The following is a 23,915-nucleotide window of genomic DNA, read 5'->3' on the forward strand; positions in this document are numbered from 1 at the left end:
ATCCTACCGCTCGGCTGCTGCCAAAGCCGGTACTTGGTCGGTCGCGGAGCTCTTCTGCTGGTCATTGTCGCTCTGGTGCTCGAGGCGAACCCAGGAGACAAAGCCCCAAATAACGAAGCATCCGTAGAAGAGGTACAGCGCCGCCGACGGGTAGTAGCCACCCTTGAGCAGCAACGGCACTCCCACGGCATCAACGGCAATCCAAATTAGCCAGAATTCGTTCCACCCGCGGGCCATACCCCAGGTCGCCAACATCGAACCGACGAAAATCCAGGCATCGGCCCATGGCCCCCACGAGCCCAGCATCTCAAAGATATTGGCACAAATCACAGTGGCGAAGATAGCCACGGTAATCATCCCAATGCGTTCCGATGCCGTCGCCCACCGAGGCTCAATTGCGACCTCGTCACCGCTCTGATTGCGGCTCTTGACCCAGCTGAACCATCCGTAGAGACTGACGACGATAAACATGACCTGACGCCCCGCCTGGCCATAGAGATCAAGATTTTGCGGCGTGTGGAAAACTCCGCCGAGGAAGACGGTAAACAGCAAGGCATTTCCGATAATGCCGACCGGCCAAGCCCATACCTTCCGTTTCATACCTAGGAAGGCACACGCCAGGCCAAAGAGGTTACCGACAATTTCTCGAATCAAGATTGGTGCTCCCGCCACACTGAGCTGTGCAGTGAGGAAACCCACCAAAAAATCCGACACGTATTCCACGAATTATTCAACTCCTTCTCTTTCATCCGGACTATGACCGTCGGTTTCGGATTCCAACCGAAATCTGCTTGTCCCCTACCTGACGACCCTTCTGGCCACAGGTAGGGCGCTCGTGGACTTGTCTGCGTCAGCCGCAGCATCACCACCGGTGAGGAATTTCACCTCGCCCTGAGAATGCGAGTTCAACGTTAGCACTGTCGCCTTGCGCGCATGTGCATTTTATTCAATGAGGTTTCAATATGAGGTTCTAATACAGCCTCGACATAATTACGCATCTACAATGCGTAGTATGAGCCAAAAGCCCCGCCAACCACGTCCTCCCCGCCCCGCCCGCCGCTCCCATCACAAGCGCTCCGCTGGCTGGGTTCCGGACCAGCACGGCGCCTGGTTCATGGTCACCATTCCCCCGCTGACCGCTCTCGCCCTCACCCCCACAGGGACAGGCCTTGCCGTCACCGCGACCTGGCTGCTCGGCTACTTCGCATTCTTCGCCGTGAGCGTCTGGCTCCGCTCTCGTCGCCAACGCCGCCACCTCGCACCCGCCGCCACATACACCGCGCTCACTGCCGTCGCCGGCTGCATCACACTGCTTGCCGACGTTTCCCTCCTCACCTGGGTCGCCCTCATTGCCCCTCTTGCCGCTATCGCTATTTGGGAGACCTACCGCCGCCGACCGCGCTCACTTCTCTCTGGTGTCTCCACCGTTCTGGCCGCTAGCCTCATGGTGCCTATCATCGCCGGACCAACCCCGAAAGCTTGGGCAATTGCGGCTATCTACGCTGGATATTTCGTCGGCACCGTGCCCTATGTAAAAACTATGATTCGCAAGCGCGGCAACCGCCAGTGGCTCATTGGCTCGGTCACGTATCACGTTCTCATTACCGCCGTGGCCATCATCGGGTGGCTCCTCCTCCACGACCGGAACCTCATCAGCATCGGTGTGCCCATCGTCGCAATTGGGCTTCTCATCAGGTCTTTTGCCATGCCAATCTCCGGCGCTCGCCGCGCTCGGCCGTGGACTCCGAAACAGGTCGGAATTCTCGATGCCTTCTTTGGAGTCGCCGTCGTTCTGGCTGCGTGGTAAAAACGACGGCGGGGACATACTTTGGGGATTTTTGGGGAGGGGATGAAGTCTATGACTTCCACCAAACACGCAGTCAATCACGCAGTTTCCGTCTCAGACTTGGCCGCTAGCCTGAACTCGCGGCAGGCACCACAGTCGGGCTGGCGCAGCTGGGTTCATAAGGCCACCTGGGGCGCAATTTCACCGCGGGAATCATCGTCGGCACGCAAGCAACGCGAGCTGATAGAGCGGGTGCGACAGCCTATCTACGGTGACTACAACATCGCTGTTATCAGCGTGAAGGGCGGCGTTGGCAAGACGTCGACAACCATGTGCCTGGGCGCCACGCTTGCAAGCCTGCGCAGTGACCGAATCGTCGCGATCGACGCGAATCCGGACTTTGGCACCCTCGGCGCACGCGTCACCGCAGCCAATCCCGCATCTATTCGCGATCTGCTCCGAGCCCCGGATACGGACAAATACGCGCAGGTCCGTACATATACATCGCACACGCCATCGCGGCTGGAGGTTGTCGGCAGCGACCAAAATCCGACATCGACGATCGCGCTTTCCGACGGCGAATACTGCGCGGCCCTCGACATCCTTCGACGGCATTACAACGTGAGCCTGACTGACTGCGGTACCGGCCTGACGCAGCCCATCTCCGCTTCGATTCTGTCTGCGGCCAATTGTCTGGTGCTGGTCACCACGCCTGCACTGGACGGCGTGAAAAGCGCCTGGACGACATTGGACTGGCTTTCAGCGCACGGCTTCGAACGGTTGGTTTCTACCACTGTCGTGGTGGTCAACGAGCTAAATAAACAGGGACTGTCCACAGAGACCGTGCACGAGTTATTTGCCCAGCGCTGCCGTGCAGTGCAGGTCATCCCCTACGATCCGCATATCGCGAATGGTGCCAATATCGAGCTGGACAATCTCCAGCCCGCCACCACCCAGAGTTATCTCGAATTGGCGGCCATGATTGCCGATGATTTCGCGCCGACGACTGGCCGCCACAGCTTTGTCTAACGCATAGCCAGCTAACGAAGGTGCTGTCGAATCTCTTCGACATCAACTTCCTGCACGGTAGCGGGCTTAAAGGCGGCGTCGCGGTCCTTATCCACCAACACTGCCCGCACGCCTTCGGCAAAATTGGGGTGCTGACGCATGTAAGCGCCAAGCCTCATTTCCCGGTCTAGCGCCTCCTGCAAGGTGACCTCGTGGGCCGAGTTAGCCGCATAGAGTTCCACGGCCGCTACGAGACTTTCCGGGTTGGCGGGTGCCAGCAGGTCGCGAAAAGTCTCCACTGTTGACGATGCACAGGAGCCCGCCTCAGCGGCTTCGTTGAGAGCTCGCTCAATCTCCGCCCAGGTATCAGCCCCAAAGCAAGCCTCAATGCAGTCGCTCCACTCGGCCAACTGCGGATCCCCGAGCAGATCACGAGCCTCAGCTGAGTCCACATCGAGCGCATACTCCGCGAGCGCCGAATCAATTCCATCGCGGTCCAGAGCCGCAACAAACTCGTCCAGCTGCGCGGATGGCACCGCATGTGTCGCCCATCCAGACCACAGCATGTCCGCCGCAGTTAGGCGGTAACCGGTCAGCCCGGTAAACCTCGCGATTGCCGACGAGGGCCCTCCTAACCGCGTGTTCACATGCTGCGAAAAGTGGGTAATTCCAACGTCGGGAATAAAGCCGATTGCCATTTCTGGCATGGAAGCGCTGGCACGCTCGGTCACGATTCGGTGGGAGCCGTGCATGGAAACACCAAGGCCACCGCCCATAGCGATGCCATCAATAATCGCGATATATGGCTTGGACTGCGCGAATTCCGCAATCATCGCGTTCATCTCGTACTCATCCCGGAAAAACTCCTCCCCCTGCTCCGGAACGCCATCGAGCACAGCCTGCCGAACTGCGCGCACATCACCACCGGCACAAAACGCCTTGGGGTGACCGGATGAAACAACAATGTGGTCCACCGAGTCGTCGTCACGCCATGCGCGGAGCCCCTCGACGACCTCGGTGACCATATCCAAATCGAGCGAATTAAGTGCCTTCGGCCTATTCAGCCGAAGGTGACCAGATCGCCCGTGGACTTCTCGCAGCACCTTCGGCTCATCGACCTCGGTGCGTGCAGTGCCAGAACCGTTATCAGTAGCAGTCATGTCACCCAGTGTGACACAGATAACTAACCAGGGAAAGGTTCTGACGGGAAGGTTCTGCTGCGAAGGTTCTGACGACCAGAACCTCACTGAGACTAAGGAGCTACTTCTTCTTGCTCTTCTTGTCCTTTTTGCCCTTCTTGTGCTTCTTGCCCTTCTTATCGGACTTGCCTGCGCCCTTTACGCGGTCAGCCTCGAGATTGGCGGCAACGTCCGGCACATAGCGGAACTCCGTGCGCGGCGGACGCTCGTAGCTTCCCTCCGACTCCGGACGCTCCGGGATTTCCGGAACATCGCGGTGAATGCGCTCGTACGGAATGGTCGTCAACAGGTGGTTGATGACATTGATACGCGAACGCTTCTTATCCTCAGACTCAACCGTGAACCACGGTGCGGACGGGATATCGGTGTGGATGAACATCTCATCCTTTGCACGGGAGTAATCCTCCCAGCGGGTGATGGACTCCAAATCCATCGGCGAGAGCTTCCAGCGGCGCAGCGGATCCTCACGGCGGGACTTGAAGCGGGCAACCTGCTCCTCGTCCGACACAGAGAACCAGTACTTACGCAGGATAATGCCATCTTCGACCAGCAGACGCTCAAAAATCGGCGCCTGATGCAAGAAGCGACGGTACTCCTGGGAGGTGCAGAAGCCCATGACCCGCTCAACGCCGGCACGGTTGTACCAGGAGCGGTCGAAAATCACGATTTCACCAGCAGTCGGCAGCTTTTCGACGTACCGCTGGAAGTACCACTGACCCTGCTCACGGCTAGTTGGGGCCGGCAGAGCCTCAACACGGCAGGTACGGGGGTTCAGGTACTGCGTGATGCGCTTAATGGCCGACCCCTTGCCGGCAGCGTCACGCCCCTCCATCACGATGACAATTCGGGCACCGGTTTCTACTACCCACTGCTGCATTTCGACGAGCTCTGCCTGGAGCTTTTTAAGCTCGGCCTCATAAGCCTTCTTGTCGAGCTTCGGTGGGCGCTGGACGTCGTCATTATTCATAGTCCACAGTTTACCCGGCAGGGCGCGACGACCCTATTCGCCGGGTTTAACCGCGGGGCCTAATAGCTAACCTTTTTGCAACCCTAGTCGCGTGAGTAAAGACGCAGCGTGACCTGCGCAACAAGCCCAGCGAAGACCATGCCAATAACGACCACGATCGGCGCCACCACACCGATATCGCCGTTGGTCAGCGGCGCCAGGAGCTGTGCCTTGTACAGGTTACTCAGCGCCGGATCGATGACCGTCGCCTTGCCCAGGAACAGCGCACCAATGGCCAGCACACCACCAATCAGCGACGCAATCACAGCCTCGAGGACGAACGGCGCCTGCGTGAACCAACGGCTGGCACCGACCATGCGCATAATCTCAACTTCCTTACGACGCGAGAACGCCGCAATCTGCACCATGTTCGCAATCAGGAACACAGCGGCAACGGCCTGCACCGCAGCCAGCAGGAAGGTCGCATTTCGCACCGAATCCAAGTTCTGAGCTGCAGTACCGATCTCTTCATGCTGGTCAGTAACGTGGTCGACCTGTGGCAGCTCCCGAATCGGATCGAGCGGGCTGACATCGGTCGGATCGCTCAAACGCACCATCACGACAGCCGGCAGCGACTCCGGCGTCGCATTTTCCACGAGCACGGGGTCACTGTCCTTGAACATCTCCACGAAGTGGTCAAAGTTTTGCTGACGATTTCGGAAGGTCACCGAATCAATGCCGTCAGCCTCTTCAAGCTTGCCGACGACGTCAGCGCACTCCGGCGAGGAGCAAGTTTGGTCTTCGGCGGAGATTTGTTCATTCAGCTCAATCTGCACTTCTACTCGATCGAGATAGAGATCCTTCGTGCGGCTGGTCTGCTCAGTAACCAGGATGCCCGTCGCAAGCAGCGCCAACGACACCGCAGTCGTAATAATCATCGCGATGGTCATCGTGATGTTTCGGCCCAAGGAGGAGAAAGCCTCACCGAGGACAAAGCGAGTCTTCATAGGTCAGTAATACCTTTCGAATGAGTTCTTCTACCGATGGACTGTCTGCTAGTTGTTCAGGCCGTAAACACCCGTGGCGTCGTCACGCACGAGACGCCCCAGCTCCAGCTCCAGCACGCGGCGACGCATGGAGTCCACGGCATCGTTGTCGTGAGTCGACACAATAACGGTCGTGCCCATGCGATTGATGCGGTCAAGCAGGAGCATGATGTCACCGGAGGTGCTTGGGTCGAGGTTGCCGGTGGGCTCGTCGGCAAGCAAGATGAGCGGGCGGTTGACGAAGGCGCGAGCAATGGCGACGCGCTGCTGCTCACCACCAGACAACTCGTGCGGGTAGCGGTTTTCCTTGCCCGAGAGCCCGACCATTTCGAGCGTTTCCGGAACTGCCTTGTCGATTTTCGCCTTCGGCTTGCCAATTACCTGCAACGCGAACGCGACATTTTCGTACACCGTCTTCTTTGGCAGCAGGCGGAAGTCCTGGAAGACATACCCCACTTTTTGACGCAATTTAGGGATGTTGCGACGAGAAATCTTGGTTAGATCCTGGTCTGCAACCGTCAGTTTTCCTGAATCCACTTTCTCTTCACGCACCATAAGGCGCAGGAAGGTCGACTTACCAGAGCCCGACGGTCCAATGAGAAAGACAAACTCACCTTTATCTATGTGGACTGAAACGTCGTCGAGAGCTGGTCGGCTAGAAGTCGAGTAGGACTTGGTAACCCCGTCGAAAGTGATCATAAGTAGACACTCTAATCACTTAAGCCACTCAAGTCACTCTGGAATGCGTGGAATTGGTCGCCGTGACGGGATTGCGGGAACAGGCGGCGTCGAACGCTACCCCAGAGCGCGCGACTGCACGAAAGCTCACGCCATAGCGGCATTCGAAATTATTTTCCCCAAAAATCTTTAAATACCCCTTTAATTCGCTTGCCTGTTCGATTACAATGAGCCATGAAAGATTAAACACGAGGATTAAAAACACCGAATAGCATCGCCGAGCTGCTTGAAGCTCGGAAAGTTAACACTCAGAGCTAGTCGAAAATACTTTCCCTACCTCTTCCCTATTCCAACATTTCAACGTCCAGGCCTTATCTTTCAGGGGGATTCAACAATGGCCAGCGGGGAAAATATACCACGCAAACGCACTTACACTGCGGCGATGGAAGCAACAGCGCCACGCTTTCACCATGAGATTTCTCAAACAGCACCAGCACGTCTTGGAATTGACCGCAATCGAGCTGACTTGAAGCTTGCCCTTGCTTGTGTTCCCTGTTCTTCAACAAAAGATGTCGAAGATTACATCGCCAAAATCGCTCCAGCTCTTGGCATGTCACGTGGGAGAACACTCCAGTACATCGATGTCGGAATGCAACTAGAGCGACTCCCGCGGTTAAAAGAGCTTCTGCTCAAACGCGCACAGCTACCGCTTCCCCACATGCGGGTCATTGCCACGGCCATCCTCCCATTGGATGACCCCTCGGCTGTGAGATATTTCGAAGACCATCTCCTTGAGCTGATCACGCCGAGAGTCAATGGTGAAGTTCTTCGCGGAGTTCGGAGCCTTCAACAGAATATTCAGCGACTTATTGATGAAGTCAGCCCGCTATTGCGCCCGAAGAATGAGTACGACCCGCCGATCACTTCGTTTCAAAAAGGCATCGAACAAAAAGCTGGCGAATCTATAAAGTTCGAGTTAAAGGACACCCTCACTGAAGTCACCATGGAACTGATGCCTGAGCGGGCAATTGAGTTTCAGAAGGTCTTGGAAGAAATCACCGCTGATCAAGACTGCGACTTCGTCGAGGCTTTTTCACACCTTCTGCACGGGACTGCTCAGGTCACCGCCACACTGAATCTGTACTGCCCGCTTACCCAAGACAAGCCCCAAGAAGCCTGGATTGGCGGCCTAGGGTGGATCAACAAAATCGCCGCTGAATCCTGGCTCGATCGGGTCACTAGCATCCGGCTACTAGCGGACGAGAAAACGGAAAAGTACTCGCCAACAGAGCGACAGCGTACTTACATCCAAGGTAGAGACGGCACCTGTCGCTTTCCCGGATGTGATGTCGATGCGACGAAGTGCGACATCGACCACATTCAGCCGTATAACCACGAGAATCCCGACGAAGGTGGCCAAACCGAGACGCCCAACCTCCATTGCCTATGCCGTCGCCACCACAATCTAAAAACGGCCGGTCTTTGGAATGTCGTGCGCGATATCGACGGCGTGGAGTACTGGACCTCCGCCACTGATCAGAGCGCTGAAAAAGCTGCCCTAATCAGCACAGAATCAGGGCCGCTCTCCGGCCACGGTCGCTACTCCTTCGACCTGCGCAAGACAAAGAAAGCACAGACACTCAAGGAGTACAACGAGCAGAGGTTGGAAAACCTCCGCGAATCACAGGAGCTGACAAATCAGGCTCGCGAAGAACTGGGAATGAACAAAAACAAGAGAAAATCAGAAGCCGACGAGCCCACCACACCGGAAGCACCGGAAACTCCCGAGACACCGGAAGCACCCGAAGACGAACCGCCGTTCTAGCGCTGCTCCCCTTCGGACTGCTGAGCCATGCGCCAGCGAATACCGGCCTCAATGAAACCGTCGAGGTCACCGTCGAGGACCGACTGCGGGTTGTTGACTTCGTATTCGGTACGCAGATCCTTCACCATCTGGTACGGGTGCAGCACATAGGAGCGCATCTGGTTACCCCACGAGGCATTGCCGCCTGCGCCGAGAGCGTCCAGCTCCGCGCGCTCTTCCTGGCGCTTCTTCTCCAGCAACTTCGCCTGCAGAACACGCATGGCAGATGCCTTGTTCTGGTGCTGCGACTTCTCGTTCTGACAGGTCACCACGATGCCGGTTGGGACGTGCGTAAGTCGGACCGCGGAGTCCGTGGTGTTCACCGACTGCCCACCTGGGCCGGAGGAGCGGTAGACGTCGATACGCAAATCTGACTCGGGGATGTCGATGTGATCCGTTTCCTCCACAACCGGCAGCACCTCAACCTCAGCGAAGGAAGTCTGGCGGCGCCCCTGGTTGTCGAAAGGACTAATACGAACCAGACGGTGCGCACCCTGCTCGACCGAGAGGGTGCCGTACATGTACTCGCCATGGACGACGAAAGTAGCGGACTTAATACCGGCCTCTTCAGCGTAGGACGTGTCGTAAACCTCGACCTTATGCCCATGCTTGTCGGCCCAGCGCAGGTACATACGCATGAGCATCTCGGCCCAGTCAGCGGCATCCACGCCACCGGCACCGGAGCGGATGTTGATGACCGCCTCGCGCTCGTCGTAAGGCCCCGAAAGCATCGTAGTGACCTCGAGGGATTCGATGTCGGCACGCAGCTCAGCGCGTTCGGCATCGGCCATCTCGACGGCGTCGGGGTCGCCCTCCTCTTCCGCGAGTTCGTACATCACAGAGAGATCGTCGAGGCGCCCGCGCAGCGAGTCGATCTTTTTCTTCTTCGCCTGCGCCTGCGATAGTGCGCTGGTGACCTGCTGCGCGTGGTCGGGGTCATCCCACAGCGACGGGTCGGCGGCCTGGGCTTCCAACTCCCTGATCCGGTCGGAAAGCTCGTCGACATCGACCACCTTCTCAATGGTGGTCAGCGTCGCGTCGAGTTCTTTGAGGTCAGCATTCAGATCCGGGTTCACGGGTACTACCTTAGCTATACCGCCTGTTTCGGTGCACAATAGGACGTATGTCTGAATCCACCGCCAGCCAAGATTCCAGCCAAGACCTAGAACTCTTTCTCTCCCAAGTATCCGAGTCGATTGTGGCATCGGATACCAGCGTTGCGGTTGCCATCGTGAAGCGTGCCGCTACCATTGCCGCTCGTATGCGCGACGAAGGCCTGGTCACGGAGTACAAGACATCGATTTCCGACGTCGTCACCGCGGCCGACCGCGCAGCGGAGAAATTCGTCGTCGAGGCTTTGGCCGCGCTCCGCCCGGAGGACGGCATTCTTGGCGAGGAAGGGTCCGCGAAGGAGTCCCAGTCTGGTCGCACGTGGGTGATCGATCCTGTCGATGGCACCTACAACTTCACCACTGGTTCGGACTACTGGTGCAGCGCATTGGCGCTGGTTATGGGCGATGCGAACAATCCGGATGAGGTCGTCCTCGGCGCGGTGCACCGCCCGGCAACGGGCGAGAGCTGGATTGGTGGCCCCAATCTCCCGACCACTCGTATCAACCTCGATGGCACTGTTGATGACCTCCGGGTCACTGACCGCCCCCTCTCGGAAGTCTGCGCAGCGACCTACCTCCACACCACGGTGGTGAGCTCGAGCGAGGAATCCGAGGCCACGGCTACAAAGTCCTGGCTGGATGCGGTGTCCCGCAGCGCTACCTGGCGCATGCTGGGCTCAGCGTCGGTGGATATGGCAGGCGTTGCCGACGGCCGCATCGGCGTATGGTTCCAGCGCGACGTCGCAGCCTGGGACTGGCTGCCTGGGTATGCGCTTATCTCGGGCGCAGGCGGCGAATGTACGTCGGTGGGGCGCTGGAAGCTTGCGGGCTCGAGTGGCCAGGTCGCAGAGCTGAGTGAGGTTCTGCGCTAGAATTTCGGCCATGACCACCTCTTACTCCGAAGATCTCGCCCTCGCACTCTCGCTTGCCGACGCAGCCGACGACCTCACGATGTCCCGCTTCGAGGCGGCCAATCTAATCGTCGAGTCCAAGCCCGACCTGACTCCGGTCTCCGATGCCGATATCGCGTGCGAGAAGCTGCTCCGCGAGATTCTGTCGGACAAGCGCCCGAGCGATGAAGTTCTCGGCGAAGAATTCGGCGGCGAAGCTGTGTTTGAGGGCCGTCAGTGGGTCATCGACCCCATCGACGGCACCAAGAACTTCGTGCGCAATGTCCCGGTCTGGGCCACCTTGATTGCCCTGCTGGAGGACGGCAAGCCGGTTATCGGCGTAGTCTCTGCCCCAGCACTGGGCCGTCGCTGGTGGGCATCCAAGGGCGACGGCGCATTCAAGCGCACCCACGTCGGTGGCCGGGAAGCCGCTCAGCGCCGCATTGAGGTCTCGAAGGTGGCAGACATCGCGGACTGCTCAATTTCCAACTCTTCGCTCACCGGCTGGGCCGAGCGCGACCTGCGCGACAACTTCATCGGTCTCACCGATGACGCCTGGCGCCTGCGTGGCTATGGCGACTTCTTCTCCTACTGCCTGGTAGCCGAGGGTGCGGTCGATGTCGCCGCAGAGCCGGAGGTTTCCCTGTGGGACCTGGCAGCGCTTGCGATCCTGGTGGAGGAAGCTGGCGGCCACTTCACTTCCCTAGTGGGAGTCGACGGGCCGCACGGCGGGGACGCAGTTGCGACGAATGGGTTGCTTCACGACGCCGTCGTCAAGCGCCTGGGCGGGTAAACAGGGTTTTCCAACCTATCGCAATTTGCGACGAGCGGCTCACTATCTCCCGTCCGCGTGACCGATATCCAGGATACGTCGCAGCTCAGCAAATACCTCAGGGCGTACCTCATGGGTTACCACCCGTCCACTCTTAGACCTAGTTAGCAGCCCGGCATCCGCCATGGTCTTTAAATGATGCGACACCGTCGGCTGACTAAGCCCAGAAACAGCGGCCAGCTCCCCTACGGTCATCGGACTACAGCCAGCGGCAGCGAGCTGAGACAAAATTTGCAGGCGCGCCGGTTGCGCCAGCGCTTTGAAGAGCGTTGCCGCAGCCTGCGCTTCCGCCGCGTCGAGAGGCCGACCGCCAAGTGCACAGCATTCTGAGATTTCGTCCATACCCGTTGAGGCTACACGGCCTCCCCTCTAAATATATTGACAATCATCGATATATTGATTACACCGGAAACTATGACACAGACTACAAAGTCACTCAGCTTCCTAGACCGCTTCTTGCCGCTATGGATTGCAGCTGCAATGGCAATTGGCCTCATTCTGGGCAAAATTGCACCGTCACTTGTGAACTGGCTGGCAGAGGCAAAAATTACGACAATTTCCGTACCAATCGCCATCGGATTGCTGGTCATGATGTACCCACCGCTCGCAAAGGTTCGATACGACAAAACGGGCAAAATTTTGACATCAAGGAAGCTGATGGGCATCACAGTCTTCCTCAATTGGATTCTCGGCCCCGCACTGATGTTCACCCTTGCCTGGATATTCCTCAGTGATAGTCCAGAACTGCGCACTGGCGTGATCATCGTCGGTCTCGCCCGCTGCATTGCAATGGTTTTGGTCTGGAACGACCTATCTTGCGGCGATACTGAAGTCGCTGCCGTATTGGTGGCCGTCAACTCGCTATTTCAAATTTTCATGTTCGGCGCTCTAGGGTGGTTCTACCTGCAGATTCTGCCCTCCTGGTTGGGACTGGAAACCACTTCCGCCACCTTTTCTTTTTGGGCAATCGCACTATCTGTAGTGGTATTCCTCGGTATTCCACTTCTGGCTGGCGCGGCATCACGCATAATTGGTGAACGCACCCGTGGTCGCGACTGGTATGAAAATGAGTACTTGCCCAAAATCTCACCATTGGCACTTGCCGGCCTTCTATACACAATCGTGTTGCTCTTTGCGCTTCAGTCACAGCAGATTCTTGAGAATCCCTGGACCGTTGCGAAAGTGGCACTACCACTAGTGATCTACTTCCTCGCCATGTTCGCGATCGCTCTCACTTCGGCCAAGGCCGCGGGCATGAACTACGCAACCTCCGCATCGATTGCCTTTACGGCCGCCGGAAATAACTTCGAGTTGGCAATTGCGGTTGCGATTGGCACCTTCGGCCCATTGTCCCAGCAAGCACTTGCGGGAACGATTGGACCACTTATTGAAGTACCCGTACTCGTTGCACTTGTCTACGTCACCCGCTGGCTCGGGCCGCGCCTTTTCCCCAATGACCTTTCCGTACCGGACAAACTATAGAAAAAGGGTTCTGAAGTGAAGGAAATCCCGAAGGTACTTTTCATCTGCGTGGCAAATGCCGGTAAATCCCAGATGGCCGAGGCCATTGCGCGTGCAAAATATGCCACGCAGTTCATCGCCCTTTCAGCAGGAACAAACCCCAAAACTACTACCAATGCGCTTGCAGCCAAATCAGTTGCAGAAATCGGCGCCTCTATGGACGGTGCATCACCAAAGCCCATTGACCCCACGATTCTCCAGACTGCAGATCGTGTTGTCATCATCGGCGATGCCGCTCATGTAGAGCTCCCCTCGGACGCTGAAGGCTCACTCGAGCGTTGGCTTACTGACGAGCCTTCAAAACGAGGCATCGACGGAGAAGAACGCATGGATCTGATTCGCGATGACCTCGAGCGCCGTATCGACGAGTTAGCTGTCGAACTCCGTTCCACTAAGAATCCCTAAGCGGCAGAATCCAACAAAAGCCTCCTTATCGCCAGCGTAAGCCACACGACTGCGCCGACGCCTGCGATGAGGCCGAGGAGCAGGAACATCAGGCCGACTGCCCAGAGCCCGGTGGTGTCGTCAGTGCCGGCGATGATGCTCCAGCACAGGGCATAGCCGGCGACCGCTGCCCACCACGTGGGCAGAAGGTTCAGAGTTGGGGCGGGCACGCGCATCATGGCAGAGGCAGTAAGGATGACCATCGCGAAGCCACTGCAGAAAACCTGCCATGGCGAGTAGTCGTATTCGCCCTCGAGCGTCCACGCGAGCGTACAAAAGCAGATTAGGAATGCTGCGACAAAGACGAAAATCGTGTGCCCAAATGCGATACGCTCGCCGTATTTTTTGGCCAACCATGCGGCACCCACCCATGCGAGAGCGGTGGGGATGGCAATGATTAATAGGTACGCGAGGAAGACGCCTGGCACCTCTGCCCAGGTGAAACTCGTCAGCATCGATGTCATGCCACCAGGTTACGCCTGCCTCTTAGCTTTTTGAGCGCGCTAGTTTCCCAGTAAAAACACAGACGAAACACCATGATTTACACATAGTCACTTAATGTATTGTCAGGTTCGGTTGCTACAACTAGAAAGTCGTTTTCAATACGCCGTTTGTAGAGAGTGCTTTTTACCAAAGAGCACCTCCCTATAAGTTGTAGTAAAGGAGAAATCCGGGGTGAATAAACCTACCCGAATTGTGGGGCTCGATATAGCGCGCTCACTCGCCATCATCGGCATGATCATTGTCCATATGGCCTCACTACTTTGGAGCACAAAGGTTGTGCTCTCTGGCCTACCCTCATCACTGTTCGCCATTATCGCCGGCGCCACAATGATGATCATCGGCCGTAATTACAGCAGCACTACCTTCTTGCGTCTAATCACCCGCGGTGCCCTGATCATTCTCATCGGCCTGGCACTATTGCCGGTCGGTGGAGAAATTCAGGTGGTCCTCGTCATCATGGGCCTGGTAATGATGCTGGTTTCCTGGATGCCAGCGCTCGGAACTTGGTGGCGAGTCGGCTTCTTCATCGCCGCAACCATCGCCGCCACAATCAAGTACGCGCCTATGACGCTGCCACAGATCTATCCGCTACTCGCGTGGATTGCATATTTCATCGGCGGCATGCTGCTTTACGACGTCTACTTGCGCGGTCGCCTGCAAAGCACTTCCACCTCTGAGACCAACGCCAATACTCGGTTGAGCTGGATTGTTACCGCTGTCAGCGTTGTCGTCACTGCCGTCGGCATGTACTTCCGATTTGATCCAGAGATTGCTGGCTGGCTCCGCTTTACCGGACACACTGGCGTCTTCGGCGAAATCATTCTCTCCGTCGCTGTTGCCGCTATTGTGTTGCACTTGTGCCTGTTCGTAGGCGATCGTTTCCCAGCTGTGGTTTACCCATTCGCGGCTATGGGAACAATGTCACTGACTATCTACATCCTGCACGTTCTCACCGCGTTTTATTGGCAGCAGAATGTTGTATTGCATTCCACGTTGTCCGCAGCCGGTTTCATCGTATTCTTCCTCGTCATTGCTAGCCTCTGGAAGAAATTTGTCGGACAGGGCCCTGCCGAAAAACTCGTTGCCACCGCAATCAAGGCCATTGTTCCTTCTGGGAAAGGGAAATAACCGTGAAGAAAACATCTTTTTCCATCGCAGCAATTGTTAGCAGCACCCTGCTTCTATCTGCAGCCCCAGCTCTTGCATTGGAAAACGGCGAACCCGCACCTGCGAATGCTGAAAGCAGTTCTGTGGCCGCGCTGAAGATTGGCAAAATCGGCAATTTCGGTGACTGTACCGGGACGCTGGTTGCCGACCAGTGGGTGCTCACTGCACGCCACTGCCTGGAGTCTGTGAACAACGAAGGGACCCAGGCCCGCATCGGCGGGAAGGTCTACGATGCCGATTCTTGGGCGCTGTCTCCAATGTCTGATGCGGGGTTGCTCCACCTGACCCAAAAGGTCACTGACGCAACACCCGCGAATGTTTCCCGCGATATCCCAACACCTGGACAGACGGGAACTCTCTATGGCTGGAGTAGCAGTTCGTCCATGGCACGATCCGGGCAGCTTCCGATGACCAAGATGGTCGTCAATGAGTTGCTAGGCGGAGGACCGGCTGATGGAACTCCAGGTGAGGCTGCTCCAGATGGGGCCGCTCCTGGTGAGGCTGTTCCGGGCGGTGCCATGCCGGATGCAGTAAAGCCAGATGACTCCAAAACCGAGTCGATCCCCGCAGGAACGGAAAGCATCCCAGCCGACGCTGCCATGATGCCAATGATTCAAAGCGCCATCCTCGACGCACATTCCGTCTCTGGCGCGGGTATGCAGGGCGGTGACTCCGGCGGCCCGTTCTTCGTCGACGGTAAGCTCGCGGGCCTGGCTACTGCCGGAACCTCCAATGGCGACCCTGACCTCCCCTCCCCCAGCGCAGCTATCACCACCCTCGCCGGCACGGCTGACTGGATCGATGACATCACCTCTGGCCGAGACACAGAAAGCGTGCTGACCGCGGAGAACACTCCTGCTCCGCCAAAGACCATTCAGACCAGCGCCGATCACATGTGGGGTTACCTCGCCATCGCGTGCGTTGGCCTGGTTGTCGCAGCAGCCTGGTCGCGCGTTAGGAATGGCCGACAGTAGAACCGTCTAACCACAACCACAAGCCGCCTCCCCGGAAAGTACTGGGTAGGCGGCTTTTATCGTGCATGCGAGGAACTTAAACGTGACTGAAGCCACAAAATCTCTCGGTAACTGACGTACAATCGTGAGGCATTCCTATGGTTTTATTCTAATTTTTCTATGAATTGACGATGCGATTCACATAATTGCTCATTGGTGAAACCCCACCAACGAGAAAAGTAATCAATTCCCGTGGATGGTTACACGCCCTTCGACGTCTTGATGGATATCGGTTGGATTTCGTTGCTGCTCATCATCGGTAATTTGATGCGGCGATTCATCCCCTGGTTCCAGAAGCTCCTCATTCCTGCACCGATTACTGCAGGCCTACTCGGCTTGCTACTAGGCCCCAACGCTTTGGGGATCATCCAGTTCAGCGAGCACTTCGGCGACTATGCGACGATTCTAATCGCCGCAGTCTTCGGTGCCCTGCCGTTCACAATGGACTTCGATGCCAAGGTTCGCCAGCGCGCGCGAACAATGTGGTCCTATTCCGTGGGCATGTACCTGGCACAGTGGGGCTTCTTCGCACTGCTTGGCGTGATTCTTTTCGCCCCGCTGTTCAATACTCCGGACTGGTTCGGCATCATGCTGCCCGTCGGCTTCGTCGGCGGTTTCGGTGTGGCAGCAGCAGTTGGTGGCGCACTGGACTCGGCCGGGACTGAGGCCACGAGTTTGGGCTTTACAGCCGCCGCGGTGGGCATGTTTTCCGCAATTGTCGGTGGCGTTATCTTTGCCCGCTGGGGTTCAAAGAAGGGGCACACCAACGAGTTGCCCGCCTTGGATAAACTGCCGGAGGACATGCGTACCGGCATTATCTCTCTTCCCGGCCAGCGTCCAAGCGTGGGACGTGCGACCACGAGCCCGTCCTCAATTGAGCCGATTGCGCTGCATGTCGCGGCACTGGCGGGGACGCTCTTCCTGGCGAATATCCTGACTAACTTGGTCAATGACGCTTTCCCGGCCTTGAGCTTCCCGCTGTTCGCGATGGCCTTCCTCGTCGGCCTGGCGGGTGTTGGAGTACTGCACCTGATTAAGGCACCGCACTACCTGGATACGAAGTTGATGGGTTCGGTCTCCGGCGCGTCGACGGACTTCCTGGTTGCAGTGGGCATCGCGTCGATTGTGCCGGCAGTAGTGGCCACCTACATCGTCCCGCTGATTATTCTGTTCGTCGTGGGTCTGGCCTTCTGCCTGGTGTTGTTCTTCTACGTCGCACCACGAGTCTTCGAACATGGTTGGTTCGAGCGCGCCGTATTCAGCTGGGGCTGGGCAACCGCTTCCGTAGCCACGGGTATCGCCGTCCTGAAGATTGTGGACCCGGAGCAGAAATCCGGCACTCTCGAGGAGTTCGGCATGGCCTACGTGGGCTTCGCACCATTCGAAATCGCGGCGGCCATCCTCGCCCCCATCGCCATCATCGCCGGACTGGTGTGGCTATTCGGTGGGGTCGCACTTATCGGTGGCCTGGCTCTGTTGATTCCGCCGATGATCTGGTTAAAGAAATCGAAAGCCAGGGCTTTGTAGAAGTTCCCACACCGCCCACATTTGCGAGCCCAGCGTGGGCTGTCCGGGCCTGTCTGGCAGCTGTCTTCCCACCGTTTTGCCAGTATTGCGCTCACTTATCGATGCATGATTCACCCATCGATGCGCTCCAGCGTATCCATAAGTGAATAACTCATCGATATGTGAAACCGAAAGCTAGCAGCGCGTACATGAGCTGAGGCAAGTCGACCAGAATCAACCCAGCAATCCCCTCAAGCTAAGTACCTTCAGCCCGACTAATCGAGCAGCGCCTCACGCTGCATTTCTGATGACCGTCCTTCAATGCCCGGTTGTGAAGTGCGCGAGTTCGTCAGACCCAACGACTACCTAACGGCTTAACCCCCAAACGGTGATTTGACCCCCAAATAAAGAAAACCCCTACCAGCGTTTGCACCGGTAGGGGTCTCTTCTTAGTGGCGGGGGCTGGATTCGAACCAACGACCTCTGGGTTCTCACCCTCAAGTTCGAGCCACCTGCAGTTATTACCCTTTTACCTGCTGATTAGAGAGGTATAAGCATACTGGGCCTTACTGCGCCTTACCGCGGATTACCGACTCTTAAGTCCCGTTTTGAGTCCCACTTTCTTCACCGAGATTCAAGGCTCCCCGCATAGCGTCGACATCAGTCCAATCCGTGTAGTTGCGCGCGTTCACGTCGACGTCATGCCCGAAGTAGGCTGCACGCACCTGGGCGGGCACCCCTCGCGCGATGGCCCGGTTATTGAGCACCGTGCGCCAGTCATGGGATCTCATTAAAGCGATGTGGTCGTCCTGGACCTGCGCGCCGACATCTTTAAACAGAGCCGCTGACGCTTTCACGGCGTTGTCGGTGCGCCAGTGCGCCTGCTTGTCTCCTGGCGAAGGGATCAGTGGGCCGGTCGTTCCTAGTCCGTCGAGCCGGTTTAACCAAAACTTTTCGACACGCTTGTCCAGGAACGGGATAGAACGGCCTCTGTGCGTTTTGGATTGATCAGATGTAATGCTGATCGCGATTTGCCCATTAGCGACTTTTACAGATTGTCTCGTCGCCGCCAGCGCCTCTGAGATGCGAAGTCCCGTCCCCGCTTGTAGTAGTGCCAGCGCAACCACGTTGCCATGTTTTGCGATGGAGCTTGCTCGCCGCCTGTTTGTGAGGGCCGTCTTTGACGGTGGCGAGTACGCCTGAATCTGCGCAGCAGATTCAGGGGGCCGACACCGGAGAAGCGTGACCCTCACAAACAGACTGTGGCCCTGGCTGCATCAGCAGTCGGGGTCACCCTGCCACAGTAAGCACGACATGTAGGAGGTGGATATGCGAGACAAGTTCTCGGCATATTCGCGTACAACCGTGCGCCTCGATAAGGATTTAGACCGATTTGTCGAGGAGGTTGCACGGGTTTCAGGGGTGCAAAAAGCCGTCGTGTTCCGGGAAGCTCTCTACGTCCTCGCAGAGGAGGGGAGCGTACTAACGCAGAAGCGTTTGGCCCCGGACACTCTGCGCCGCCTAGACGAGATGAATGACCAACTGCGTCGGATTGGTGTCAATCTGAACCAGGTGGCGCGGCGCGCGAATATCGACGGCGTTGCACCTGTGTCTGAGGCTGTAGAAGCGATTGCTTCCGAGGTTTCTTCTCTTCGTAAAGAGGTGAAGGGCTTTGTCCACAATCAAGATTAACTACAGCCAGAATATCCGCGCGGCGACGGTCTATGCCGTCTATGGAACGGCAGACAATGCCCGCAAGGGCAAGGTGCGAGCTGATGCCTTATGCACGGTTCAGCCCAACGCTGAATCGTTTTCTCCGGAGGCTACGGCTGGCCGTTGGTCGGGTGTGGACTTCATGGAAGCCAGTGTGGAAGAAATGGAGCGATATGCTCCGGCTCAGCGCACTGACGAAGCAATTATTTATATCCAATCGTGGGCTAAAGACGAGCTGGATAAGGATAACCCGGCCGATGTAGCTCGGGCTAATGCGGCTGGCTCAGAGCTGGCGATGCGGCTGACGCAGGGCACGGGAGTTCCGTTTACCGTGGCTACGCACACCGACAGTAAAAGCGGCTGTGTCCACAACCATATCGTCTTTGCCAACCACGATACGCAGACAAAGAAGGCTGCACCTCGGGATATGCGCAACTGGTACAAGCTGCGCAATATCAACGACGAGCTGATGCGCGATTTGGGGATGCGTGTCCTGGAGCGAGAGCCGGAAATATCGCTGCTTCCTGCTGAGCGCAGGGCACGCAAGGAGGGCAAGTCCACAGACTCGACGGGCCTGGGCGTGGATGAGCTGACCGCAGCCACGTGGGCTGATTTTGCCCGCAAGCGCATGGATGAGCTGTGCGCGGATAAACAGGTGGCAGATGCTGACGACCCACTGGCGAAGGCAGTAGAGATTGCTGGCAAATACAACCTGTCTCTAAAAGTGCAGCCCAACTCAAAAACCGAGGGTGAGTCGCTAACCGTGGCCCTGGTCGACGACGACGGCGAGGATGCCTACTTCACGAACACCACGAAGGCCGGACGTACTCGAAAGCGTAAAGCAGCTAAAGCTGGCTCAAAATTGGGCCGCAGCTACTCGCTAGAGGGTGTGACCGAACGCGTTAACGAGGCCCAATCAGCCCTTCTTGCGCGGCAGCTTGCAGCACTTCAAGCCAATTCAACCGATGACGACCTGGAGGCGAAATACGGCTCCAGCCTTCTCGATGACGAGGAGGAAGAAAACTATAACAACCAGGAGGTATTCAATCATGGTGTCAGTGACCGAGATGACGAAGCTAGCCCAAGCAGCGGCGAAAGGCAAGATGGACAGCGTCTTGAAGGTTCTCAGCCCACGCCTGGACAAGGCGGAGAAGGCTATCAAGACGCTGCAGGAGAAACTGAAGAGTCTGCCGGAGAATACAGGGGACATTCTCAGTTCTCTGCCCAGCGACTTCTCGACGAGGTTGACGCAAGCGGAAAGCGAATTAAGGAACGTAAAAAGCAATCTCGCCGCAAACAAGAACTACGTGAGCAGCAGTCACTTCCAAGTAACGATGATGGAAGTGCAGCAGATGATCACCGGGCTGATAAGGAACATCGAGGATCTGCCCAACGGCCTGGAGGGGGTAAAAGGGTACCTAATCGAGATAAGCGAGCAGATGTCGCGTCTGACAAGGATGCAACAGCTGGTACTCAAAGCAGCCGAAAGCCCCATCCATCTCGACAAGGATTCCAGCCAAGCAGTAGCCCAGAGCCTGAACGCTCAGATGACTTCGAGCCTGACTTCTAGCCTGGAACCGCTGGTAGAAGTAGCTGTATCTGAGGCAATGTCGAAAGAGTCCGAAAGCCTGCACAAGGCAGCAGAAGCATCTAAGAAGGCTCGCAGCGCCCTGCTCCAGGAGAAGGAGTCCAACGAAAAGCTGCTGGAGAAGATACGTGCAGAGCGCAAAAAGTACAACGACGACATGGAAAAGTCGAACACGAACTTTATTAAGGCCTGCATGTCTGCCTCGTGGATTGCAGCCAGTGTTCTCTTCGTTGCTATCGCACTCGTTGCTGTCGGAGCCTTGGGGAACGGGCTGCTAAGTATGCTCGGCATACCCGACGGCGTGTCTGCCTTGTGGGGTCACGTCCAGGAGGCCAACGGCATCGGCCCAACACTGGGCTGGTTGGCGTTAACACTTATCGTCATAGGGGTTCTTATAGCGCTTATGACCTGGATGTTGTCCCAGGCTGCGCCGGGTATTGCTCACTTAGTCGAGGAATACCGTCGCAATCACCCGAGGAAAGAAACGAACCACTAACTAGAACACGTGCACCGTAAAAAGTAAAAATCCCCACAACACAGCGTAGCGGTTAACCGCTACGCTTCTTTTATGCTCTTCCTATGCCCCAACTTTGCAACAGCACCAATAAACTGGCGCCCCGGTTATAAGTTGGGGCGCCAAGTCGATGTGCTCGAGTCGGGGGATGTTAGTGGCCGGTGCCAAGCCGGCCAGACAGGCGGTTCAGCCGGTCCTGACTGGGACCGTCGAGCCCGATAATGGACACGGTTTTGCCTCTGTCCTGGAACTTCTGCGTAATCGCGTCAAAGGTCGCGACCGTGGAGGCATCCCAGATCTCCGCCTCAGTGAGATCAATAGTGATATGACGGGCAGAATCGGTGTAATCAAAGCGATAAACCAGGTCATTGCTTGATGCCCAAAACAACTGGCCATGCACCCGGTAGGTACGAGTATCAATCTCGCCATCGCCGTCGCCGTCGATCTCGGAGACCTTTTCAATGGAAGCGATATGTGCCATCCGACGGGCGAACATGATCATCGCGGTGACCACACCCAACACCACACCAATGGCCAGGTTGCTGGTGGCTAGGGTGGCAATAATCGTCACGGCCATAACAATGGTCTCAGAGACCGGCATGAGTTTAAGGGTGCGTGGATGCACCGAGTGCCAGTCGATGGTGCCGACCGAGACCATGATCATGATTGCCACCAGCGCAGCCATCGGGATCATGCCAACGATGTCGCCCAGTGCCAGGACCAGGACCAGCAGGAACACACCGGCTAACAGGGTGGATAGGCGGGTACGTGCCCCGGATTCGCGGACGTTGATCATGGTTTGACCGATCATCGCGCAGCCACCCATGCCGCCGAAGAAACCGGAGGCAATATTAGCCACCCCCTGTCCCCAGGATTCACGAGTTTTATCGGAATGAGTGTCGGTGATGTCATCGACGAGCTTGGCGGTCATCAACGATTCCATGAGACCGACCACGGCCATGGCCAGGGCATAAGGCGCGATGATCTGCAGGGTCTCCAACGTCCACGGCACGTTCGGAATAAACAGGGACGGTAAGGTCTCCGGCATCTTGCCCATGTCCGAGACCGTCGGGACAGTCAAACCGGCGGCAATGACCAAACCGGTGAGCACGATAATCGTGACCAGCGGGGCGGGGATCACACTGGTGAGCTTGGGGAAGAAAATCATGATCACCACACCCAAGCCGACGAGTGGGTAGACCATCCAAGGCACATCAATGAGGTGTTCGAGTTGGGCGGTGAAAATCATAATGCCCAGTGCATTGACGAAACCCAGCATCACCGATCGGGGGATAAAACGCTGAAGTTTCGCCACACCGAGGGCTCCGAGCACGATTTGTAGGACACCGCCCAACAAGACGGTGGCGATGAAATAATCCATCCCGTAACCACGCGCCACAGGAGCAATGACTAGGGCAATAGCCCCGGTGGCGCCGGTGGTCATTGCCGGGCGGCCACCGGTAAAGGCGATCGCAATGGCCATGACTACCGAGGAAAACAGACCCATGGCTGGGTCAACACCGGCAAGGATGGAAAAGGCAATGGCCTCAGGGATCAGCGCCAGGGATACCGCCAGTCCGGCCAGAATCTCTATACGGATACGGGCGGGGGAAGAAAATGCGTAACGGAAGGATGCGATGATCCCGGTAGGGGCATCAGCGCCGTCTGGACTCAGGAGGGGGCGGGGGGCCGCCGTGCTAGTTTCAGTCATAGATGTCCAATCTTTGAGGGGATAGGTAACTGGGCGAACGCCCGAAAGGAATCCAACCCTCTAGTAACTTTAGGTTTGGTGATGGTGGTCATGGTAGCGGGAGTTTTACTCAACCGCCAACCCAGGCACAGGAACCCGTGGGCAACATCACCGTGAAGGAGAACAGGCAATGCAAAACAGTAATTTCAAGATCGGCGAGGTCGTTGACCAGACTGGGTTGTCGATTCCCACCTTGCGTTATTATGACAACGTCGGCCTGATTACCCCATCGGGGCGTAGCCCTGGTGGGTTCAGGCTTTATAGTGAGGCTGATGTACGTCGTGTTTTGCTGGTGCGACGGATGAAACCGCTGGGGTTTACTCTGGATCAGATGCGAGAATTCCTGGAAGCTGCGGAGATTCTTCATAGTTCAGATGGTGGGCAGGACAGTGATCCCGCACAGCAGGCACGGAGTAATGCCAAGGCCACCCTTGCCGACATTCGTGAGGAGACGCGCACCCGCTACGAAAAGCTACGCAAGCAAATTGCCTACGCTGAGGAATTCCTCGATCTGGTCAACACCCTGGCACCCTAAAGTGCCCCCATCCTTCGCAGGGAGAAAGAGACCATCCGATTGAATGCGCTCTGTCGAGTCGCGTTCCAGATGAAGTGGACGAACGCCCGCGGCCTCTCCGGAGTGGATGGCGATAGTACAGAGGACTTCTGAAATCCGTGCAGACGACTCCTCAAAACGACACAGTCATCCAAGGTCACAAAATCGAAAATTGTCACTTAACCCCATCACTTCCAAACCGGCTTAAGTGACAAAATGCCATCGCTAAAGTCCCGATTTGAGTCCCAGGAGGGTTAAGTAAAGAAAAGTGTGTCCGCATG

General features: G+C 56.9%; 24 protein-coding genes and 1 riboswitch. Of the genes, 14 read left to right on the top strand and 10 right to left on the bottom strand.

Annotated elements, in window-relative coordinates; genetic code table 11:
* Window positions 1-3: 3 nt before the first annotated feature.
* Complete coding sequence (pnuC, locus tag HMPREF2562_RS00995; RefSeq protein WP_049192843.1) at window positions 4-723, bottom strand: nicotinamide riboside transporter PnuC; 720 nt, start codon at window positions 721-723, stop codon at window positions 4-6.
* Between the two features lie 10 nt (window positions 724-733).
* Window positions 734-903: riboswitch (FMN riboswitch) on the bottom strand.
* A gap of 109 nt (window positions 904-1,012) precedes the next feature.
* Between pnuC and HMPREF2562_RS01000 the strand changes: the two genes are divergently transcribed.
* Together HMPREF2562_RS01000 and HMPREF2562_RS01005 are read left to right on the top strand one after the other, a co-directional pair.
* The gene (locus HMPREF2562_RS01000; protein WP_065421705.1) at window positions 1,013-1,807 is read left to right on the top strand and encodes a YwiC-like family protein; all 795 of its coding nucleotides are present in this window, start codon (window positions 1,013-1,015) and stop codon (window positions 1,805-1,807) included.
* A 51-nt stretch (window positions 1,808-1,858) separates the two neighbouring features.
* On the top strand, window positions 1,859-2,815 hold the full coding sequence (locus HMPREF2562_RS01005; protein ID WP_224433563.1) for a MinD/ParA family ATP-binding protein: 957 nt from the start codon (window positions 1,859-1,861) through the stop codon (window positions 2,813-2,815).
* Window positions 2,816-2,826: 11 nt separating this feature from the next.
* Here the strand turns inward: HMPREF2562_RS01005 and HMPREF2562_RS01010 are convergent, their stop codons facing one another.
* From HMPREF2562_RS01010 to ftsE, 4 genes are all read right to left on the bottom strand, one after another.
* Window positions 2,827-3,954, bottom strand: a complete 1,128-nt coding sequence (locus HMPREF2562_RS01010) for a 3-hydroxyisobutyryl-CoA hydrolase (protein ID WP_049192840.1) — start codon at window positions 3,952-3,954, stop codon at window positions 2,827-2,829.
* A gap of 100 nt (window positions 3,955-4,054) precedes the next feature.
* Entirely contained in the window at window positions 4,055-4,960 is a 906-nt protein-coding gene (gene ppk2, locus HMPREF2562_RS01015; protein WP_049172194.1) for a polyphosphate kinase 2, read from the bottom strand.
* 83 nt (window positions 4,961-5,043) lie between these two features.
* Window positions 5,044-5,946 carry a permease-like cell division protein FtsX gene (ftsX, locus tag HMPREF2562_RS01020; protein ID WP_016423232.1) on the bottom strand — a complete coding sequence of 301 codons (903 nt, stop codon included), beginning with the start codon at window positions 5,944-5,946 and terminating at the stop codon, window positions 5,044-5,046.
* Between the two features lie 48 nt (window positions 5,947-5,994).
* Complete coding sequence (ftsE, locus tag HMPREF2562_RS01025) at window positions 5,995-6,684, bottom strand: cell division ATP-binding protein FtsE (protein WP_016423233.1); 690 nt, start codon at window positions 6,682-6,684, stop codon at window positions 5,995-5,997.
* Between the two features lie 421 nt (window positions 6,685-7,105).
* Between ftsE and HMPREF2562_RS01030 the strand changes: the two genes are divergently transcribed.
* Entirely contained in the window at window positions 7,106-8,488 is a 1,383-nt protein-coding gene (locus tag HMPREF2562_RS01030) for an HNH endonuclease signature motif containing protein (RefSeq protein ID WP_224783740.1), read from the top strand.
* On the opposite strand, the gene prfB is transcribed toward HMPREF2562_RS01030, so the two are convergent.
* Complete coding sequence (gene prfB / locus HMPREF2562_RS01035; protein WP_049189559.1) at window positions 8,485-9,603, bottom strand: peptide chain release factor 2; 1,119 nt, start codon at window positions 9,601-9,603, stop codon at window positions 8,485-8,487. The two genes, HMPREF2562_RS01030 and prfB, sit on opposite strands and share 4 nt — an antisense overlap.
* 47 nt (window positions 9,604-9,650) lie before the next feature.
* Between prfB and HMPREF2562_RS01040 the strand changes: the two genes are divergently transcribed.
* Window positions 9,651-10,511: an inositol monophosphatase family protein gene (locus HMPREF2562_RS01040; RefSeq protein WP_070549407.1), complete on the top strand. Its 861-nt coding sequence runs from the start codon at window positions 9,651-9,653 to the stop codon at window positions 10,509-10,511.
* Window positions 10,512-10,521: 10 nt separating this feature from the next.
* Window positions 10,522-11,322 carry a histidinol-phosphatase gene (hisN, locus tag HMPREF2562_RS01045; RefSeq protein ID WP_070549408.1) on the top strand — a complete coding sequence of 267 codons (801 nt, stop codon included), beginning with the start codon at window positions 10,522-10,524 and terminating at the stop codon, window positions 11,320-11,322.
* 42 nt (window positions 11,323-11,364) lie between these two features.
* Here the strand turns inward: hisN and HMPREF2562_RS01050 are convergent, their stop codons facing one another.
* Entirely contained in the window at window positions 11,365-11,703 is a 339-nt protein-coding gene (locus HMPREF2562_RS01050; protein WP_016423238.1) for an ArsR/SmtB family transcription factor, read from the bottom strand.
* Window positions 11,704-11,775: 72 nt separating this feature from the next.
* On the opposite strand from HMPREF2562_RS01050, the gene arsB reads away from it, so the two are divergent.
* Both arsB and HMPREF2562_RS01060 read left to right on the top strand, forming a co-directional pair.
* Window positions 11,776-12,843: an ACR3 family arsenite efflux transporter gene (gene arsB, locus HMPREF2562_RS01055; RefSeq protein WP_049172185.1), complete on the top strand. Its 1,068-nt coding sequence runs from the start codon at window positions 11,776-11,778 to the stop codon at window positions 12,841-12,843.
* 15 nt (window positions 12,844-12,858) lie between these two features.
* On the top strand, window positions 12,859-13,287 hold the full coding sequence (locus tag HMPREF2562_RS01060) for an arsenate-mycothiol transferase ArsC (RefSeq protein ID WP_049189561.1): 429 nt from the start codon (window positions 12,859-12,861) through the stop codon (window positions 13,285-13,287).
* Here HMPREF2562_RS01060 and HMPREF2562_RS01065 read toward each other — a convergent pair.
* On the bottom strand, window positions 13,284-13,790 hold the full coding sequence (locus tag HMPREF2562_RS01065; RefSeq protein ID WP_048733884.1) for a hypothetical protein: 507 nt from the start codon (window positions 13,788-13,790) through the stop codon (window positions 13,284-13,286). The genes HMPREF2562_RS01060 and HMPREF2562_RS01065 overlap by 4 nt on opposite strands.
* A gap of 211 nt (window positions 13,791-14,001) precedes the next feature.
* On the opposite strand from HMPREF2562_RS01065, the gene HMPREF2562_RS01070 reads away from it, so the two are divergent.
* From HMPREF2562_RS01070 to HMPREF2562_RS01080, 3 genes are all read left to right on the top strand, one after another.
* A complete protein-coding gene (locus HMPREF2562_RS01070) occupies window positions 14,002-14,958 on the top strand; it encodes a DUF418 domain-containing protein (RefSeq protein ID WP_049192834.1) in 957 nt (318 codons plus the stop codon).
* Between the two features lie 2 nt (window positions 14,959-14,960).
* Window positions 14,961-15,971 carry a trypsin-like serine protease gene (locus HMPREF2562_RS01075; RefSeq protein WP_070549410.1) on the top strand — a complete coding sequence of 337 codons (1,011 nt, stop codon included), beginning with the start codon at window positions 14,961-14,963 and terminating at the stop codon, window positions 15,969-15,971.
* A gap of 231 nt (window positions 15,972-16,202) precedes the next feature.
* The gene (locus HMPREF2562_RS01080; RefSeq protein ID WP_053087273.1) at window positions 16,203-17,537 is read left to right on the top strand and encodes a sodium/glutamate symporter; all 1,335 of its coding nucleotides are present in this window, start codon (window positions 16,203-16,205) and stop codon (window positions 17,535-17,537) included.
* A 575-nt stretch (window positions 17,538-18,112) separates the two neighbouring features.
* Here the strand turns inward: HMPREF2562_RS01080 and HMPREF2562_RS01085 are convergent.
* Entirely contained in the window at window positions 18,113-18,643 is a 531-nt protein-coding gene (locus HMPREF2562_RS01085) for a tyrosine-type recombinase/integrase (protein WP_070549412.1), read from the bottom strand.
* A 202-nt stretch (window positions 18,644-18,845) separates the two neighbouring features.
* Here HMPREF2562_RS01085 and mobC point away from each other — a divergent pair, with 202 nt between their 5' ends.
* The 3 genes from mobC to HMPREF2562_RS01100 are packed head-to-tail and all read left to right on the top strand — an operon-like array spanning window position 18,846 to window position 21,313.
* Window positions 18,846-19,208, top strand: coding sequence for a plasmid mobilization relaxosome protein MobC (gene mobC, locus HMPREF2562_RS01090; RefSeq protein WP_070549414.1), 363 nt, complete (start codon window positions 18,846-18,848; stop codon window positions 19,206-19,208).
* A complete protein-coding gene (locus HMPREF2562_RS01095) occupies window positions 19,189-20,799 on the top strand; it encodes a relaxase/mobilization nuclease domain-containing protein (protein ID WP_070549416.1) in 1,611 nt (536 codons plus the stop codon). Before mobC ends, HMPREF2562_RS01095 begins: the two co-directional genes overlap by 20 nt.
* Complete coding sequence (locus HMPREF2562_RS01100) at window positions 20,777-21,313, top strand: hypothetical protein (RefSeq protein WP_224783739.1); 537 nt, start codon at window positions 20,777-20,779, stop codon at window positions 21,311-21,313. Before HMPREF2562_RS01095 ends, HMPREF2562_RS01100 begins: the two co-directional genes overlap by 23 nt.
* Before the next feature lie 169 nt (window positions 21,314-21,482).
* On the opposite strand, the gene HMPREF2562_RS01105 is transcribed toward HMPREF2562_RS01100, so the two are convergent.
* On the bottom strand, window positions 21,483-23,042 hold the full coding sequence (locus tag HMPREF2562_RS01105) for a SulP family inorganic anion transporter (protein ID WP_035009418.1): 1,560 nt from the start codon (window positions 23,040-23,042) through the stop codon (window positions 21,483-21,485).
* A gap of 169 nt (window positions 23,043-23,211) precedes the next feature.
* Between HMPREF2562_RS01105 and HMPREF2562_RS01110 the strand changes: the two genes are divergently transcribed.
* The gene (locus HMPREF2562_RS01110; protein ID WP_005531126.1) at window positions 23,212-23,616 is read left to right on the top strand and encodes a MerR family transcriptional regulator; all 405 of its coding nucleotides are present in this window, start codon (window positions 23,212-23,214) and stop codon (window positions 23,614-23,616) included.
* Window positions 23,617-23,915: the final 299 nt, after the last annotated feature.

Origin of the sequence: Corynebacterium sp. HMSC077G07 (assembly GCF_001809225.1) — a bacterium.
In the GTDB taxonomy this organism is placed as follows: domain Bacteria; phylum Actinomycetota; class Actinomycetes; order Mycobacteriales; family Mycobacteriaceae; genus Corynebacterium; species Corynebacterium jeikeium_D.